Origin of the sequence: Sphingomonas sp. (genome assembly GCF_017304615.1) — a bacterium.
Lineage (GTDB): Bacteria > Pseudomonadota > Alphaproteobacteria > Sphingomonadales > Sphingomonadaceae > Sphingomonas.
In genome coordinates this window covers 91,676-108,109 of record NZ_JAFKLZ010000001.1, presented here as the reverse complement: position 1 = coordinate 108,109, position 16,434 = coordinate 91,676, and the positions used below count along the sequence as shown (strand labels likewise).

The following is a 16,434-nucleotide window of genomic DNA, read 5'->3' as shown; positions in this document are numbered from 1 at the left end:
CCGCCGATTTTTGCTAAACGGCGAGGTCGGGCGCCAGCGCGTCTTTCGCCAGTTGTTCGACTACAGCGGCGAGGCTCAGCACCTGCTGCCGCTCAGATCCGAGCTGACGCAGCGCGACCGTGCCCTCGTCGGCCTCGCGCTTACCCACGACGAGCAGGTTCGGAACCTTGGCCAGCGAATGTTCGCGCACCTTGTAGTTGATCTTCTCGTTGCGAAGATCGGTTTCGACACGCAATCCGGCCTTCCTGAGCTCCGCCGCAACCTGAACCGCATAATCGTCCGCGTCGGACACGATCGTCGCGACCACCGCCTGGGTCGGCGCCAGCCACACCGGCAACTTGCCGGCGAAATGCTCGATCAGGATGCCGATGAAGCGCTCATAGCTGCCGAAGATCGCGCGGTGGAGCATCACCGGCCGGTGCCGCTCGCCATCCTCTCCGACATAGCTCGCGTCGAGCCGTTCGGGCAGCACGCGGTCGGACTGGATCGTCCCGACCTGCCATGTCCGCCCGATCGCGTCGGTCAAATGCCATTCGAGCTTGGGCGCATAGAACGCCCCCTCGCCCGGCAGCTCTTCCCAGCCATATTCTTCCGTCGCCATGCCGGCACGGACCACGGCGTCGCGCAGCTCCGCCTCGGCCTTGTCCCACATCTCCTCAGTGCCGAAGCGATTGTCGGGACGCAGCGCCAGCTTGATCGAATATTTGAAGCCGAAGTCCTTGTAGATGCGGTCGGCCAGGCGGCAGAAATCCTGTACCTCGGCGACGATCTGGTCCTCGCGGCAGAAGATGTGCGCGTCGTCCTGCGTGAACTGGCGCACGCGCATCAGGCCGTGGAGCGCGCCGTGCGGCTCGTTGCGGTGGCAGCAGCCGTTTTCGTAGAGGCGCAGCGGCAGGTCGCGATACGACTTGATCCCCTGGCGGAAGATCAGGACGTGCGCCGGGCAGTTCATCGGCTTGAGCGCCATCCATTGCGCGTCGTTCGACACGATCGGCCCTTCGTCCTCGACGTTCGGGACTTCGTCGGGAATGACGAACATGTTCTCGCGATACTTGCCCCAGTGGCCGGACTGCTCCCACTGGCGCGCGTCCATCACCTGCGGCGTCTTCACTTCCTGATAGCCGGCGCCGTCGATCGCGCGGCGCATATAGGCCTCCAGCGCGCGCCAGATCGTGAAGCCGTGCGGGTGCCAGAACACACTGCCATGCGCTTCGGCCTGGAGGTGGAACAGGTCCATCTCCTGCCCCAGCTTGCGGTGGTCGCGCTTGGCGGCTTCCTCCAGCCGGAAGAGGTGCTCGTCGAGCTGCTTCTTGTTGAGCCAGCCCGTGCCATAGATGCGGCTCAACATCGCATTGTTCTGGTCGCCGCGCCAATAGGCGCCCGACACGCGCGTAAGCTTGAAGGCGTTGGGATCGAGCTTGCCAGTCGAAGCGAGGTGCGGCCCACGGCACATGTCGAGCCAGGCGTCGGGGCCGTTGCCTGCCTTGTAGACGGTCAGTTCCTCGCCTTCGGGCAGTTCGGCCGCCCATTCGGCCTTGAACGTCTCGCCCTGCTTGTTCCAGCGCGCGATCAGGTCGGCGCGGCTCCACACTTCTCGGATCAGCGGCTCGTCCTTGGCGATGATCCGGCGCATCTCTGTCTCGATCGCGGGGAGGTCTTCCTCGGTGAACGGACGATCCTTCGGCGCGAAATCGTAATAGAAGCCGTCATCCGTGGCCGGGCCGAACGTGATCTGCGTGCCCGGGAACAGGTTCTGCACTGCCTCCGCCAGCACGTGCGCGAAATCATGGCGGGCAAGTTCGAGCGCGTCCTCCTCGTCGCGGCTCGTCACCAGCGCGAGGTTGGCGCTCCCGTCGAACGGCCGCGTGATGTCGCGCAGCTCGCCATCGACCCGCGCGGCGATCGCCGCCTTGGCGAGGCCCGGGCCGATCGCCGCGGCAAGGTCCGCCGGCGTGGTGCCGGGCGCGACCTCGCGCACGGAGCCATCGGGGAGCGTGATCGAAAGCATGTTCATCGTCGTTCCTGTTGCGTTGCGCGCGCCTATGCACGCGGCGGCGTCCGGTTGGAAGACGGAACGGGAAAGCGGACGCCAGCCTCACCCGTTCCCGGGCGAGGTCGTCGGCGCGGTTAGAGGCGCGTGCCGACAGCCCCCCGGAAACCCGGGAGGGTGGTAGTAGTCGTCACGGCGAAAGCGCGGCTCATCGGCGCTTATATAGGACGGATGGGTGAGTGACGCCAGTCACGCTTTCCCCTGCTCGTCTCGGATCGTCTTGAGCTGCCATTCGATCGAGCCCCAGATATGAGCGGTGTGCGTCGCCACCGCGTCACGCAAGGCCTTTGCGTTGGGAGTCGAAGCGTCGAGTTGATCCACCGATGCGACATTGGCGTCCTTGAGTTGGCCTGCCTGCGCCACCGGATCGGGGTCATTGCTTAACAGCGAGAGCCACGCACCCTCGACCGCCAAGCGCAACGCGACCAATTGGGCCTGCAAATCGGCGATGTCGTCCATCATATTACCCTTGAAATTGGTGTTGACGCCCCGTCGCGGCGTCGCTCCCCACTGTCAAGGTCAGGCGGCAACCGGTCCGATGACGCCGGTGCGGCGCGCGATCAGCGCCGCGTGCTGCTTGTCGCTAAGGTCCGGCGACATCAATTGGCGGACGTCGGCGATGTGCTTTTTCATGCGCCCGTTGAACCACGCCATCTTGGCTGCAGTAGCATCCCAGTTAAGCGGGGCATCATCGGCCAGGAAATCCCTGACGTTGAAACGCAAATCCTCGGTCAGCGCAATGCATTCGACTTTCACTTCGTTGACGCGCGAACGCAGCGCGGGGTCCGACTGGCCGAGCAACGGCGCGAAAACGTTGCGGTGGATGAACAATTGGTAGGACGCGACCACCAGCATCGAATCGGCGATGCGGCGCTTGAGGTGCCTGACTGTCGCGGGATCGCGGGCGGCGACGAGTCCCTCGCCCTCGACGATCATTGCTTCGATTTCGGCGTGGTATGCTTCTAACGACTGCGGCACGTAGCGCCCTCCTGCAAGGACCAGCGCTAGCGCCAATTGGTTAGCAAGAAGTTCGGAACCGTCGGGGAACAAGCCCACTACTTGTAAAATAGGGTCAAATTTTCGGTATTACTTGCCCGAACGGAACGACATGATTGGCGGCGTCGTGACCGATCAGCGCACGGCCCTCATAGGGCTTCTTCATAAGCTTCGACCAGTCCCAGGCGATCTGATCGGGGGTATGGCCGAAATCGGCCTGGCCGTCGGCGTCAGGCAGCGTGATCGTCCCGACCCGGAGCGAATTGATCCCCGCAAGTTGAGTCGCGTTCGCGACGGTGAACATCATGCGATCGACGCGGTAGAGATGCTCGCTGACTTCCTCGACGAGCAGATCGTGATCGGCGAGATCGGGGAGCCACTTGGTCCCGATCATCGCCGCCAGAATCGACAGATTGAACGCCGCCGCCGGCTTGCCGGTGCCGATGATGCCGGGTTCGAGCGCCGACTTGTCGCCGCGAGTAAGCCAGGCCAGCGTCCGCGCCGCGCATTCGCGCCCGCCCACCTTGCGGTTGATGTCGACCGGCATCGGCCCGTGGATCGGCTTCCCGATCTTGCGGGCGTAGAGCGCGCCGAGCAGGAACCCCATGTCCGAATAGCCGATATAGGCCTTGTGCTTCGCCGCTTCCTCCAGATGCGGGAAGATCAGCGGGAACAGCCGGTTCGAGCCGTAGCCGCCGCGCGCGAACCAGATCGCGTGATAGCTGGGGTCGTTGGCATATTTCAGGAAAGTGTCGGCACGTAGCTGGTCCGGCCCCGCCCAGGTGTGTCCGCCGCCCGACGCCCAGCATTGCGGGTCGATCACGAGCTCCACGCCATATTCGGCGGCGAGCGCGGGCACGGCGTCGAGCGCGTGTTCGTCGACTCGGTTGGCGGGGGCCATCACCGCGATTTTCATTTGTCCCGCCGTCCCATGCTTGCCGACATAACCGAAAGCGGGGATAGCCGCTTCCTATGCCCGACGCCAACTCCCAAACCGAACCGTCCGACAAACCCGCATTCTTCGTCGGGATCGGCGGGTCCGGCATGATGCCGCTGGCGATGATCCTGGCCGCGCGGGGGCGCAGCGTCGCGGGATCGGACCGCAGTCTCGACCAGTCGCGATTGCCCGCAAAGTTCGATTACCTCCGCGACCTGGGCGTCGACCTGTTCCCCCAGGATGGCAGCGGGATAACATCGCCCGATCAGATCGTCGTGGCCTCCGCCGCGATCGAGGCGGCCGTGCCCGACATGGTCACCGCCGAGCGGCTGGGCTGCGAGCGGCGCACCCGCGCGGAGATGCTGGCCGAATTGTTCAACGACAGCACGATGCCGATCGGCGTCGCGGGAACCAGCGGCAAGTCGACCGTGACCGGCATGATCGGCTGGATCCTGCACGCGACCAACCGCGACCCGACCGTGATGAACGGCGCGGTGATGAAGAACTTCGCCACCCCCAACGCGCCGTTCGCGAGTTCGCTGGTCGGCGGCGGCGACGCCTTCGTCAGCGAGGTGGACGAAAGCGACGGGTCGATCGCTTTATTCGCGCCGCGCGTCGCGGTGCTCAATAATGTCAGCCTCGACCATAAGAGCCTCGAGGAACTCAACCAGTTGTTCGGCGACTTTATCGCCAAGGCAGAGGTCGCGGTGATCAACCTCGACAATCCCGACGGCGCGGCGCTGACGCGGACGTTGTCGGAGCAGCGTGTCGTCGGGTTCTCGATCAACGCCGATGCCGAGGTGATGGCGACGGGGATCGAGGAGCGGCCGTTCGGTGCGGCCTTCACCTTGGCGGTGCGCGACCACGACCCGATCCCGGTCGAGCTGCAAGTGCCCGGCCGCCACAACATCTCCAACGCGCTCGCCGCAATCGCGGCCGCGCACGCCGCCGGGGTCGCGCTGGACGAGGCAGCGGTGGCGATCGGCGGGTTCACGGGGCTGCGCCGCCGCTTCGAGCTGGTCGGCGAGACGCAGGGCGTCGCGGTGCTCGACGATTTCGGCCACAACCCCGACAAGATCGCCGCGACCCTGACGACGCTCCACGCCTTTCCCGGGCGGCTGCTGGTCCTGTTCCAGCCGCATGGGTACGGGCCGTTGAAGGTCATGCGCCGCGAACTGGTCGAGGCGTTCGCTGCCAACCTAAAATCCGGCGACGTGCTGATCCTGCCAGACCCGGCCTATTACGGGGGCACTGTCGAGCGCGAAGTGACCAGTGCGGACATCGTCGCCGATCTGGTCGCCAAGGGGTGCGACGCGCGCCACATCGCCGACCGGACGGAGGCCGCGGCGGCGATCGCCGGGCTGGCGCAGGGCGGCGACCGCACCATCGTGATGGGCGCGCGCGACGACACGCTGAGCCAGGTCGCGGGCGACATATTGGCCGCAATCGCGGAACGCCCCGGCGACGCAGGATCTGGCGCCAGCTAAATCCGAGTTCGAGCCGGGGCCGGCCGGCGGCGCCCAAAGCGCCGTCCGACGACGCGGAATATTCCGCGTCGGCCACCCTTCGCTCGCGGCTAACGTCACACCAGGGTCACACTGAAGCGCAAGTCTCAACCACGCCGGCGCGACCTCCGCCCGACGACATTAGTCGCGAAAATTTTTCCGGTGCCGCGGCAGCAGGACACGGGTGGGGCTAAGACGGTCGCGATGTCAAAGAACGTCACGGCAATGTCAGCCGAAACCCTACATTGGAAGCCCCGACCGCGACATGTCCGCCAGCGACTCGCGGGGGGCGAGTCGCCGGCGAACCTCCTGCAAGACTCGATCAGACCGGCTTGGCGCCCGGCGTTCCGCACTTGGCGAACTTGCCGTTCAACCGGCATTTCTTGGCGGCCACCGGCTTCTTTTCCGGGCATTTGATGAACTTGCCCTTGGCGTCCTTGCACGGCGCGGCGAGCGCGGGCGTGGCGGACAGTGAAACGACGGCGAGCGCGAGAAACAGGGTACGCATGGTCCTAATCCTTCTTTGCCTGGAGGGCGGGAGGAGGGTGCGCTTGTTGGGGGGTGGAGGCAAGGGCACGCCGACCCCAACTACGCACCGGCGGGAATCAGTGGACTGTAGCTGCGCTCAATGGGTTTTCGGACTGGCGGTTTTTCGAGTTCGCGGAGCCCGTCAGCCGACTTACCCCCCCACAAAATTAACAAAACGGCGGTGAAGTATTTTCTCGCCTCTTCTGTTTTTGAAACGAAGCTTTCAAGATCGTCATTCGACACCTTGGGTTGCGTAATACGAAGCTGACCGCCCTTTGCAGACACTATTTCGGTCAAGGCGTGAGGCTCATCGCCTCCCTCCTCATAGCCAAAGAGCTGGCACCCATGGACTAAATGATTGCGATGCGATCGTTCACTATCAAACATTCGCGAGCAGTGCTTCATGTGAGAGCGCATTGGCTCGTCATAATTGTCGGCAATGGCCTTCAACGAGTCCGATAGTTCAGCACTACCTAGATGCGCGATCAGCGTGTCAACGCGATAACCTGGGCGTGGCGGATTAACGGCGCCGAACACAAGTGTTTTGAATAGAGCTTCCACGTAATTCCAACGCATTACCGCGATGCCCAACATCTCGCAGAAAGAGCGCTCCTCGGGAGTTATGTCACGGGGGTTCGGGATCAATTTTCAACCTTTTGCGCAGGTAAGTCGCACGACCGGAGGCATTTTACGCTTCGATCTACAAACTGCAATGTAAAGCTCCCTTGACGTAAAGCACGCTTTCCATGTAAAGCTTCCCTCACTGATTCGAAAGGAGGCTTTACATGAACGGCAATTTCTCTCCCGCGGCCAAGCGATACAGCGTGCGGGTCATCGTGCTCAGCCTGATCTACTGCGCGTTCCTTTTGCCCGCGGTCTATGCGTTCAAGCATCACCTGATCGGCGGGGGGCTGGCCTGGGTAGTCGCCGTGCTGCCGGCGTTACCGATCGTCGGCATCTTCGCCGCGATCGGACTTTATCTGGTTGAAGAAACAGACGAATATCTGCGGATGATGACGGTGCGCCAGACGCTCTGGGCGTCGGGCATCATGCTCAGCCTGGCGACGATCTGGGGCTTCCTCGAAAGCTTCGATATGGTCAGCCACATCCCGGCCTACTGGGCCTCCGTCCTGTGGTTCGCCGGACTCGGTATCGGAGCCTTCATCAACAAGCTGACGATCGGGAGGGGTTGATGGAAAACCGCCTCCGCGTGCTGCGCGCCGAGCGCAACTGGAGCCAGGGCGACCTGGCCGACCGGCTCGAAGTGTCGCGCCAGAGCGTCAACGCGATCGAGACCGGGCGGTACGACCCCTCGCTCCCCCTCGCATTCAAGATCGCCGAGCTGTTCGAACTCGCCATCGAACAGATTTTCGTTTCTCCCTCCAAGGAAGCCTGACCCATGAAATATATTCCCCTGCGCATCGCCGCCGCGTGCCTGGCCCCGCTGCTGGTGCTGAACCCCGGCCATGCGCATGCACAGCCGGCCGACCCGGCTTGCGTCACGCCGGCCCCGGTGGTCCGCATGCCCCATATCTCGATCGAGACGCGGGGTTCCGCCAGCAACCCGACAATCATCCTGATCCCCGGTTTGTCGTCGCCATCGTCCGTATGGGACGGTGTTTGGCCAGAACTCGCCAAGACGCACCGGGTTGTGCTGGTCCAGGTCAACGGTTTTGCCGGCGACGACCCCGGCGACAATCTGAAGCCCGGCGTGCTCGACGGGATCGTCGCGGACCTGGACTCCTATATCGCGAAGAACAAGCTGCAGGGCGCGGCGGTGATCGGGCATTCGATGGGCGGACTTGTGGGCCTGATGCTGGCAAAGGCGCACCCGGCTGATCTGGGCAAGCTGATGATCGTCGATTCGCTGCCGTGGTTCGGGATGCTGTTCGGGCCGACCGCGACGGTTGCGGCGGTCGAGCCGCAGGCCAAGGCGATGCGCGACCAGATGGCGGCGACCTATGGCAAGCCCGACGCGGCGAGCGCAGAGCGCACCGCGAAGACACTGGCGCTCAAGCCGGAAAGCCAGGCGGCGGTGGCCGGCTGGGTCATGAAGGCCGATGCGCGCGTGTCGGCGCAGGCGATGTATGAAGACATCACGACCGACCTGCGCGGCGACTTGAAGGACATCGCGACGCCGATCACGCTGCTCTATCCGAGTTCGGCAGGGCTGCCCGCGGCGATGGCCGATCCGTTCTACAAGGGCGCTTATGCCGCCGCGCCGCACGTCACCTATGTCCGCATCGACGACAGCGCGCATTTCATCATGCTGGATCAGCCAGAAGCATTCGCGAAGGCGGTCGCGGCGTTCGCGCGATAAGAACCAGCGCACCGGTAGCAGGGGATCAAAGTCTGCTACCGGTGCGCCAGAACCCCTGCCTCGGCATGCGAGGCGAAGTAACGCGTACCTGAAGACTGGCGGTTGAAACCGGCGCCGGCCGTCAAAGTTCCGCGGCGAAACGATATTGTCGAAACAGTAAAGATTTCCCCTGTGGTTTGGGGCCAACCCACGCCGTTGCATCGGGCGGCCGCAGGATCCTGTGGGGTTTGCGTTTGCAGAATGCCTGCATAAAGCCGCTATCATGACTGCCGCTCCCCGCCCCATGCCCGCCTATCGCCTGACCACCGGCAAGGGTCCGCCGGTGATCTTCCTCCCCGGCTACGCCTCCGACATGGAGGGCGCGAAGGCGCTCGCGCTGGAGGCGTGGGCGAAGGCGGCGGGACGCACCTTCGTCCGGTTCGACTATGCCGGATGCGGACAGAGCGAAGGCCTGTTCGAGGATCAGACGCTGACTGGCTGGCGCGACGATGCGCTCGCGATTCTCGACTTGTTCGGAGAGCCCGCGATCCTGATCGGATCGTCGATGGGCGGGTGGATCGCGCTGATGATCGCGCGCGACCATCCGGAGAAGGTCGCAGCGTTGGTCGGCATCGCGGCGGCGGCGGACTTCACCGACTGGGGCTTCTCCATGGAGGAGAAGATGAAGCTGCTGCAGGACGGCCGGATCGAGCGCCCCTCGCCTTATTCGGATCAGCCGACCGTCTTCACCAGCCGGTTCTGGCAATCGGGAGAGGCGTCGCGGATGACGGCGGCGGCGATCCCGATCTTCTGCCCCGTGCGGCTGATCCACGGCCTCGGCGACCGCGACGTGCCGGCGGAGCGCACGATGCACCTGATCCAGATGATCAAGTCAGCCGACATTCAGGCGACGTTGATCAAGGACGGCGACCACCGCCTGTCGCGCGACAGCGACATCGCGCTCCTGATCCGCACCGTCGAAAGCCTTTGATGATCCTCCTCCCCCTCGCGCTGCAAGCCGCCGACACGAACGGTCCGATGGAGGCGCGATACCATGCGTGCCTCGACCTCGCGACGAGCAACGCTGAGGCCGCGCAGAACGAGGCGGAACGGTTCCGGCTGGCGGGTGGCGGGGCGAAGGCGCGGCAATGCCTGGGTCTGGCCTATGCAATGCAGGAAAAGTGGCGCGATGCCGCGATCGCGTTCGAAGCAGCAGCGCAGGAGGCGGCGACGGCAAAGGACCCGCTCGCGACGCGATACTGGGCGCAGGCGGGCAACGCCTGGCTGGCGACGGGCGAGCCGGTGAAGGCCTATGCCGCATTGAACAACGCGCTCGCAGGCGGGACGTTGGCGGGCCAAGACAGGGGCGAAGCATTGCTCGACCGCGCGCGGTCGCTGGTCGCGGCGGGGCAGCTGGCAGGCGCGCGGACCGATCTCGACGCGGCGCTGGAGAGCGCGCCGAACGACCCGCTGGCGTGGCTGTTGTCGGCGACGCTGGCGCGGCGGACGAAGGACTTGCCGCGCGCGCAGAACGACATCGCACAAGCGCTCAAGCTGTCCGCGGACGACGCCTCGGTGCAACTCGAGGCGGGCAATATCGCCGCGATGGCGGGCGATGGCGACGCGGCGAAGAGGGCGTGGGAAGCCGCGGTGAAGATCGCGCCGACGAGTTCCGCGGGCCAGAACGCCCGAGCGGCGCTGGCACAGTTCGATGCGCCTGCGCCTGTGTCCGCACCGCCCGTCAAGTAATATGGTGCTCCGGCGCAGGCCGGAGCGCTGGCAACCGACGCGTGACCTCTCCAGCGCTCCGGCCTGCGCCGGAGCACGGTAAGGGTGGTATGACGGAAGCCGGAGTCCTATCTCCCGCTCAACCCAAAGGGAGCGCGCCAGATGAACTATCTCCACACGATGATCCGCGTCAGCGACCCGGACGCGACCGTCAGATTCTTCGAACTGCTCGGCCTCAAGGAAGTGCGCCGGTTCGACAACGAGAAGGGGCGCTTCACGCTCATCTTCCTCGCCACGCCCGACGACAATGCGGAACTGGGCGAAAAGCGCCGGGCGGAGGTCGAGCTGACCTATAACTGGCCGGCGGAAGACGGCAGCACCGAAACCTATACCGGCGGGCGCAATTTCGGGCACCTCGCTTATCGCGTCGAGAATATCTACGAGACGTGCCAGCGGCTGATGGACGCGGGCGTCACGATCAACCGCCCCCCGCGCGACGGCCACATGGCGTTCGTGCGCACCCCCGACAACATCTCGATCGAGATCCTGCAGGACGGCGTGCTGGAACCTGCCGAGCCCTGGGCGTCGATGCAGAATACTGGCGAATGGTAGGACGGTGAGCGGCTGGCCCGACCCCCGGTTTCTGGACCTGACGGGCGCGAGTGTCCCGATCGTCCAGGCGCCGATGGCCGGGGCGAGCGGAGTTGCTTTGGCCGTCGCGGCGATGCGCGGCGGTGCGATCGGATCGTTGCCCTGTGCAATGCTGACGCCCGAGCAAGTGATCGCACAGTCGGCCGAGGTGCGCGCAAGAGCGAGCGGGCCGCTCAACCTCAACTTCTTCTGCCACCGTCTCGGCCCCGCGCCCGATGACAGTGCGTGGCGGGCCTTGCTCCAACCATTCTACGATGCCGAAGGGGTGAACCCTGCCCCGCCTCCGCCGCTCCGCCGGCCGTTCGACGCCATGATGGCGGAAGCGGTGGAGGCGGTACGACCCGACATCGTCAGCTTCCACTTCGGGCTGCCCTCCCCCGACCTGATCGAGCGCGTGATGGCCACCGGCGCCTTGATGGTCGGCAACGCCACCACGCCCGCCGAAGTCCGCTGGTTGGCCGAAGCCGACGCGGACGCGATCATCCTGCAGGGCGCCGAGGCCGGGGGCCATGCCGGCTGGTTCCTCGGCCACCACCGGCCGACGCCGCTCGCCGACCTCTTGCGCGTCGAGGTCGCGGTGCCGACGATCGCGGCGGGCGGAATCGTCGATGCGATTGGGATTGCGGCGGCGCTGAAAGCAGGCGCGAGTGCTGTGCAGATCGGCACAGCCTTTCTCGCGTCACCCGAAAGCAATGCCAGCGCGCCACACCGCGCGCTGCTCGGCACCGCGACGGAAACGGTGTTCACCAACCTGTTTTCGGGCGGCGTCGCGCGCGGGCTGCGCAACCGGCTGATCGACGCGATCGGGCCGGTCAATCCCGCCGCCCCGCCCTTTCCCTACGCAAGCGCCGCGCTCGCACCGCTCCGCGCGAAGGCCGAAGCCGATGGCCGCGGCGATTATTCGCCGCTCTGGGCCGGGACCGGCGCGGCGCGCGTGCGCCCCGAACCCGCCGAAGCGCTGACTCGTCGCCTCGCCGCCGAAACTCTTTCCCTGCTGGAGACCGCCTGATGGCCCTGGAAATCGTCCGTATTCCCGCGTTCAGCGACAATTATATCTGGCTGGTCCACGACCCCGACAGCCAGAAAACCATCGTGGTGGATCCCGGCGAGGCGACCGCGGTGCTGACCGAGGCGGAGCGGCGCGGATGGACGATCTCGGCGATCTGGAATACGCACTGGCACCCCGACCACACCGGGGGAAACCAAGCGATCAAGGAGGCGACGGGCGCGCACGTCATCGCCCCCGCCGCCGAGTCCGCGAAGATCCCGACCGCCGACCGGCTGGTTGCGGAGGGCGATACGGTGACGATCGGCAATCATGTCGCGAGCGTGCTGGAGACGCCGGCGCACACGGCAGGACACATCACTTATTACTTCGCCGACGACGCCGCGCTGTTCCCTGGCGACACGTTGTTCGCGATGGGATGCGGGCGGCTTTTCGAAGGAACCGCCGAGCAGATGCACACCAATCTGCAACGGCTCGCCAAGTTGCCGCGGGAGACGCAGGTCTATTGCGCGCACGAATACACCCTTTCGAACGCCAGGTTCGCGCATGTCGCCGAGCCCGACAATGACGCCATTGCCCAGCGCCTCGTCACGGTCGAGCTGATGCGCGAAAAGGGTGAGCCGACCGTCCCGACCTCGATCGGCGAGGAACGCGCGACCAACCCTTTCATGCGCGCGACGTCGGTGGAGCAATTTGCCGAACGCCGCGCCGCCAAGGATGCTTTTTGAGCTCCAGCGCGTTATATCTCCACAATAGGGGGTTGATGCGATGGAGTCGCCGATGCGTGTCCTTGTTCCCACGATAGCCCTAACCGCGCTGGCGCTGACCGGCTGCGCGATGTCCCCCGCCGAAACCGCGCGTGCGCAGGCCCGCGCCGAAGCCGATCGCGCGGCGCTCGGCAAGCAACTCGCGGGGCTGAGCCCGGCCGAGAAAACCGACTGCCTCGACAATTACCGCACGGCGCCCGCGTCGCTGTCGGCTTATGGTCCTGCCTTGGTGTATCGCGTCAGCGACAGGCTGATCTACGTCAACGACACCGGTGGCGGCTGCGAAGCAGTGGAACGCGGCGACATTCTGATCACGAGGTCGAATGCGGGCCGCCTGTGCCGCGGTGACATCGGGCGCACCGTGACACCGGGATCGACCGTCCCAAGCGGTAGTTGCGCGCTTGGGTCGTTCACCGCCTATCGCAAATAGGATGCGGCTCGCGCTCCTACCGGTCTTGCTGGCGGGGGTCGCCGGTTCCGCGGCGCCTGCCGCGCCGGCCAAGGACCCGCTCGCGGGCCGCGTCGCCGGCGCGCCCGTCGATTGTGTCGATCAGGCGCGGATCATGGGGCCGGATATTATCGACAACCGCACGATCCTCTACCGCCAGTCGCTCAAGCGGATCTGGCGCAACGATCTGGAGGGGACATGTCCCGGGCTGCGGCCGACCGCGACGCTGATCGTCGAAGTCTTTGGCAGCCAATTGTGCCGCAACGACCGCTTCCGGGCGCAGGAGCCGGGATCGATCATTCCCGGCCCCTATTGCCGACTGGGCAAGTTCACGCCGTACGATCTGCCGACGAAATAGTTAGAGCACGAACCGGCTGAGGTCGGTGTTGCGCGCGATGCTGGCGAGCTGGCTTTCCACATAGGCAGCGTCGATCGTCAGCGACGTACCGGCGCGATCCTCCGCGTCGAAGCTGACGTCCTCGAGCAGCTTTTCCATCACCGTCTGCAGCCGCCGCGCGCCGATATTCTCGATCGCGCCGTTCACTTCGGCCGCGATCCGGGCGACCGCGCGGATGCCGTCGTCGGTGAAATCGATCGTCACGCCCTCGGTGCCGATCAGCGCCTTGTATTGCTCGGGCAATGACGCCTTGGTGTCGGACAGGATCGCGACGAAATCGTCCTCGGTCAGGCCCTTCAGCTCGACGCGGATCGGCAGGCGGCCCTGCAGCTCGGGCAGCAGGTCCGACGGCTTCGCGACGTGGAACGCGCCCGACGCGATGAACAGGATGTGGTCGGTCTTCATCGGCCCGTATTTGGTGGCTACCGTGGTGCCCTCGATCAGCGGGAGCAAGTCGCGCTGAACGCCCTCGCGACTGACCGATCCGCCGCGCACGTCGCTGACCGCGATCTTGTCGATCTCGTCGAGGAAGACGATGCCGTTGGCTTCCGCATCGGCCAGCGCCTGGCGCGATACCTCGTCCTGGTCGAGGCGCTTGTCGGCCTCTTCCTCGACCAGCTTGTCCCACGCCATCGGCACGGTCAGCTTGCGGCGCTTCAATTGCGGGCCGCCGAACCCCTTCATCATCTCGCCGAGATTGATCATCTGCGGCCCCGCGCCGGGGATGTCGAACGGCATTTGCGGCGCGGCTTCGAGTTCGATCTCGATCTCGGTCGCGTCGAGCACGCCGTCGCGGAACCGCTGCTTGAACGCCTCACGCGTGGCGGTCGACGAATCCTTGCCGGTCAGCGCGTCGAGCAGGCGGTTCATCGCCGCTTCCTCCGCCTTGTCCTTCACCGCCGAGCGGCGGCGTTCCTTTTCCAGCCGGATCGCTTCCTCGACCAGGTCACGCGCGATCTGCTCGACGTCGCGGCCGACATAGCCGACCTCGGTGAACTTGGTCGCCTCAACCTTGACGAACGGCGCGTCGGCCAGCTTCGCCAGGCGGCGGCTGATCTCGGTCTTGCCGCATCCCGTCGGGCCGATCATCAGGATATTCTTGGGCGTTACTTCGTCGCGCAGATCGGCGCCGAGCCGTTGCCGCCGCCAGCGATTGCGCAGCGCGACCGCAACGGCCTTCTTGGCGTCGGTCTGGCCGATGATGTGCGCGTCGAGCGCAGCGACGATGGCTTTGGGAGTCAGGGAATCGTTCATGGTGTCTCTTTGAAAATCAGTTGACGCTGTCGAGCGCTTCGACCGTGACGCGGTCGTTGGTGTAGACGCAGAGGTCGGCGGCGAGCGCCATCGCCTTGCGGCAGATCGTCTCGGCGTCTTCCTCGTATTCGACCAGGGCGCGCGCGGCGGCGAGCGCGTAATTGCCGCCGGAGCCGATCGCCGCGACGCCGTTCTCCGGCTCCAGCACGTCGCCATTGCCGGTCAGGATCAGCGTCACTTCCTTGTCGGCGACGATCATCATCGCCTCCAGGTTGCGAAGATACTTGTCGGTCCGCCAGTCCTTGGCGAGCTCGACCGCGGCGCGCATCAGCTGGCCGTTGGCGCGCTCCAGCTTCGCCTCCAGACGTTCGAAAAGGGTGAACGCGTCGGCGGTCGCGCCGGCGAACCCGCCGATCACGCTGCCGTCGCCCAGCCGCCGGACCTTCTTCGCATTGGGTTTCATCACGGTCTGCCCCGCCGAAACCTGGCCGTCGCCGATCACGATCACCTTGCCGTTCTTGCGCACCGACAGGATGGTGGTGCCGTGCCATTTGATAGTGTCACTCATGGCCGTGCATGTAGGCATCGGTTTCACCCGCGCAACAGATGGCCGATTGAGGTTGCTCTGCGCAACAGCGCGGCGCCGTTTGAGGTTGCTCTGCGCGACAGCGCGGCGCAATGTCGCTCCTGTCCAATCAATCCGCGGGGGCCGGTTGCATGGTCGCTGCCGACATGCGGGCGGCGCCCGCGATAGAAGGGGGAACGATCATGGCCAGCGAATTTCCCAACGACACGCCCGAAACAGCGGCGCCGACTCCACCCCCTCCCGGACCGCCGCCCGCGGCGCGCAACATGATCGATCGGATCAAGCGCTTGCTGATGAGCCCCGCCGCCGAATGGCCGGCGATCGAGGCCGAGCCGATGACGGTGCAGGGCGTCATGACGAGCTGGGTGCTGCCGCTGGCCGCGATCGGCCCGATCGCCGGGCTGATCCGCAACATCCTGTTTCCGCTGACGCTGTTCGGGGTCAGCTTCCGCCCGTCGCTGGTCGGTTCGATCGTCCAGGCGGTGATCGCCATCGGGTTGTCCATGCTGGGCGTATGGCTGTGGAGTTTGCTGCTCGACGCACTCGCCCCCAGTTTCAAGGGGACGAAGAACCCGATCGCCGCACTGAAACTCGTCGCCTTCTCCGCAACCGCGGCCTGGCTGTGCGGGATATTCCAGCTCACCTGGCCGACCGCGCCGCTGGCGATCCTGGGATTGTACAGCGTCTACCTGTTCTGGGTTGGCGTGCCGGTGATGATGAAGGTGCCGGACGATCAGCGACCGGTCTATGTCGTGGTCGCGGTGGTTGTCGGTATCGTCGTCAATTGGGTGGTCATCGCGGTCGCGGCGGCGCTCGCGTCGACGATGTTCGCGATGAGCCCTGCCTCCAGCATCACCACGCCCGGCGGCACCCTGACGATCGGCGCGACGACTATCGAAACCGGCAAGCCCGCAGCAAAGGGGTGATCGTTACGGTGGATTCGTCTCCCAAGTGCGAGCGTTCGTTCGGACCACGACCAAGCCGATATCGACCGTTTACTGTTCGCTACCACGGGGCGATGTCGTATTTGTGCAATTCTATTGAAACCTAGTCTTCGTGGTTCCGTAACACACAACAGTCGTGGCAAGTCGCCACAGGAACTTAATGTAAGTTAATGGAAAAGATTCTTCCCGGGGGTGGTTTTATCAAGGCACTGGAATCTTGAGGAATCTGCCCAAAAACAGCACCGATCTGTCCCATGCCGGGATTCCCCGCAATTGACCTGCTTCGAAAGATTAATAGGGTGTTAATGGGATCAAACGCGATTCGCCCCATCCAGAGG

Annotated in this window: 20 protein-coding genes; 12 read left to right on the top strand and 8 right to left on the bottom strand. The window is 65.0% G+C overall.

Annotated elements, in window-relative coordinates:
* Window positions 1-13: 13 nt before the first annotated feature.
* From thrS to J0J06_RS00545, 4 genes are all read right to left on the bottom strand, one after another.
* Complete coding sequence (gene thrS / locus J0J06_RS00560) at window positions 14-2,008, bottom strand: threonine--tRNA ligase (RefSeq protein ID WP_294040789.1); 1,995 nt, start codon at window positions 2,006-2,008, stop codon at window positions 14-16.
* A gap of 231 nt (window positions 2,009-2,239) precedes the next feature.
* Window positions 2,240-2,512, bottom strand: a complete 273-nt coding sequence (locus J0J06_RS00555; RefSeq protein ID WP_294039413.1) for a hypothetical protein — start codon at window positions 2,510-2,512, stop codon at window positions 2,240-2,242.
* Between the two features lie 57 nt (window positions 2,513-2,569).
* Window positions 2,570-3,028 (bottom strand): hypothetical protein, encoded by a 459-nt coding sequence (locus J0J06_RS00550; protein ID WP_294039412.1) that lies wholly within the window; start codon window positions 3,026-3,028, stop codon window positions 2,570-2,572.
* A 94-nt stretch (window positions 3,029-3,122) separates the two neighbouring features.
* Window positions 3,123-3,962 carry an LD-carboxypeptidase gene (locus J0J06_RS00545; RefSeq protein ID WP_294039411.1) on the bottom strand — a complete coding sequence of 280 codons (840 nt, stop codon included), beginning with the start codon at window positions 3,960-3,962 and terminating at the stop codon, window positions 3,123-3,125.
* A 56-nt stretch (window positions 3,963-4,018) separates the two neighbouring features.
* Here J0J06_RS00545 and J0J06_RS00540 point away from each other — a divergent pair, with 56 nt between their 5' ends.
* Entirely contained in the window at window positions 4,019-5,470 is a 1,452-nt protein-coding gene (locus tag J0J06_RS00540; protein ID WP_294039410.1) for a Mur ligase family protein, read from the top strand.
* Window positions 5,471-5,810: 340 nt separating this feature from the next.
* On the opposite strand, the gene J0J06_RS00535 is transcribed toward J0J06_RS00540, so the two are convergent.
* Window positions 5,811-5,996, bottom strand: a complete 186-nt coding sequence (locus J0J06_RS00535; protein ID WP_294039409.1) for a hypothetical protein — start codon at window positions 5,994-5,996, stop codon at window positions 5,811-5,813.
* Between the two features lie 80 nt (window positions 5,997-6,076).
* A complete protein-coding gene (locus tag J0J06_RS00530; protein ID WP_294039408.1) occupies window positions 6,077-6,661 on the bottom strand; it encodes a hypothetical protein in 585 nt (194 codons plus the stop codon).
* 140 nt (window positions 6,662-6,801) lie between these two features.
* On the opposite strand from J0J06_RS00530, the gene J0J06_RS00525 reads away from it, so the two are divergent.
* The 10 genes from J0J06_RS00525 (at window position 6,802) to J0J06_RS00480 (ending at window position 13,273) form a co-directional block, all read left to right on the top strand.
* The gene (locus tag J0J06_RS00525; protein ID WP_294039407.1) at window positions 6,802-7,209 is read left to right on the top strand and encodes a hypothetical protein; all 408 of its coding nucleotides are present in this window, start codon (window positions 6,802-6,804) and stop codon (window positions 7,207-7,209) included.
* Window positions 7,209-7,412, top strand: coding sequence for a helix-turn-helix transcriptional regulator (locus J0J06_RS00520; RefSeq protein ID WP_294039406.1), 204 nt, complete (start codon window positions 7,209-7,211; stop codon window positions 7,410-7,412). Before J0J06_RS00525 ends, J0J06_RS00520 begins: the two co-directional genes overlap by 1 nt.
* 3 nt (window positions 7,413-7,415) lie before the next feature.
* Complete coding sequence (locus J0J06_RS00515) at window positions 7,416-8,336, top strand: alpha/beta hydrolase (RefSeq protein WP_294039405.1); 921 nt, start codon at window positions 7,416-7,418, stop codon at window positions 8,334-8,336.
* 262 nt (window positions 8,337-8,598) lie between these two features.
* Window positions 8,599-9,306, top strand: a complete 708-nt coding sequence (locus tag J0J06_RS00510; RefSeq protein ID WP_294039404.1) for an alpha/beta hydrolase — start codon at window positions 8,599-8,601, stop codon at window positions 9,304-9,306.
* On the top strand, window positions 9,306-10,064 hold the full coding sequence (locus J0J06_RS00505) for a tetratricopeptide repeat protein (protein ID WP_294039403.1): 759 nt from the start codon (window positions 9,306-9,308) through the stop codon (window positions 10,062-10,064). Before J0J06_RS00510 ends, J0J06_RS00505 begins: the two co-directional genes overlap by 1 nt.
* A gap of 141 nt (window positions 10,065-10,205) precedes the next feature.
* Entirely contained in the window at window positions 10,206-10,655 is a 450-nt protein-coding gene (locus tag J0J06_RS00500; RefSeq protein ID WP_294039402.1) for a VOC family protein, read from the top strand.
* A 4-nt stretch (window positions 10,656-10,659) separates the two neighbouring features.
* The gene (locus tag J0J06_RS00495; protein WP_294039401.1) at window positions 10,660-11,703 is read left to right on the top strand and encodes a nitronate monooxygenase family protein; all 1,044 of its coding nucleotides are present in this window, start codon (window positions 10,660-10,662) and stop codon (window positions 11,701-11,703) included.
* A complete protein-coding gene (gloB, locus tag J0J06_RS00490; protein ID WP_294039400.1) occupies window positions 11,703-12,428 on the top strand; it encodes a hydroxyacylglutathione hydrolase in 726 nt (241 codons plus the stop codon). Before J0J06_RS00495 ends, gloB begins: the two co-directional genes overlap by 1 nt.
* 52 nt (window positions 12,429-12,480) lie before the next feature.
* The gene (locus J0J06_RS00485) at window positions 12,481-12,897 is read left to right on the top strand and encodes a hypothetical protein (protein WP_294039399.1); all 417 of its coding nucleotides are present in this window, start codon (window positions 12,481-12,483) and stop codon (window positions 12,895-12,897) included.
* Between the two features lies 1 nt (window position 12,898).
* Window positions 12,899-13,273, top strand: a complete 375-nt coding sequence (locus tag J0J06_RS00480) for a hypothetical protein (protein WP_294039398.1) — start codon at window positions 12,899-12,901, stop codon at window positions 13,271-13,273.
* On the opposite strand, the gene hslU is transcribed toward J0J06_RS00480, so the two are convergent.
* Both hslU and hslV read right to left on the bottom strand, forming a co-directional pair.
* Complete coding sequence (hslU, locus tag J0J06_RS00475) at window positions 13,274-14,566, bottom strand: ATP-dependent protease ATPase subunit HslU (RefSeq protein ID WP_294039397.1); 1,293 nt, start codon at window positions 14,564-14,566, stop codon at window positions 13,274-13,276. It lies immediately after the preceding gene.
* A 16-nt stretch (window positions 14,567-14,582) separates the two neighbouring features.
* Window positions 14,583-15,134 (bottom strand): ATP-dependent protease subunit HslV, encoded by a 552-nt coding sequence (gene hslV / locus J0J06_RS00470; protein ID WP_294039396.1) that lies wholly within the window; start codon window positions 15,132-15,134, stop codon window positions 14,583-14,585.
* A gap of 200 nt (window positions 15,135-15,334) precedes the next feature.
* Between hslV and J0J06_RS00465 the strand changes: the two genes are divergently transcribed.
* Window positions 15,335-16,078 (top strand): Yip1 family protein, encoded by a 744-nt coding sequence (locus tag J0J06_RS00465; protein ID WP_294039395.1) that lies wholly within the window; start codon window positions 15,335-15,337, stop codon window positions 16,076-16,078.
* Window positions 16,079-16,434 lie beyond the last annotated feature (356 nt).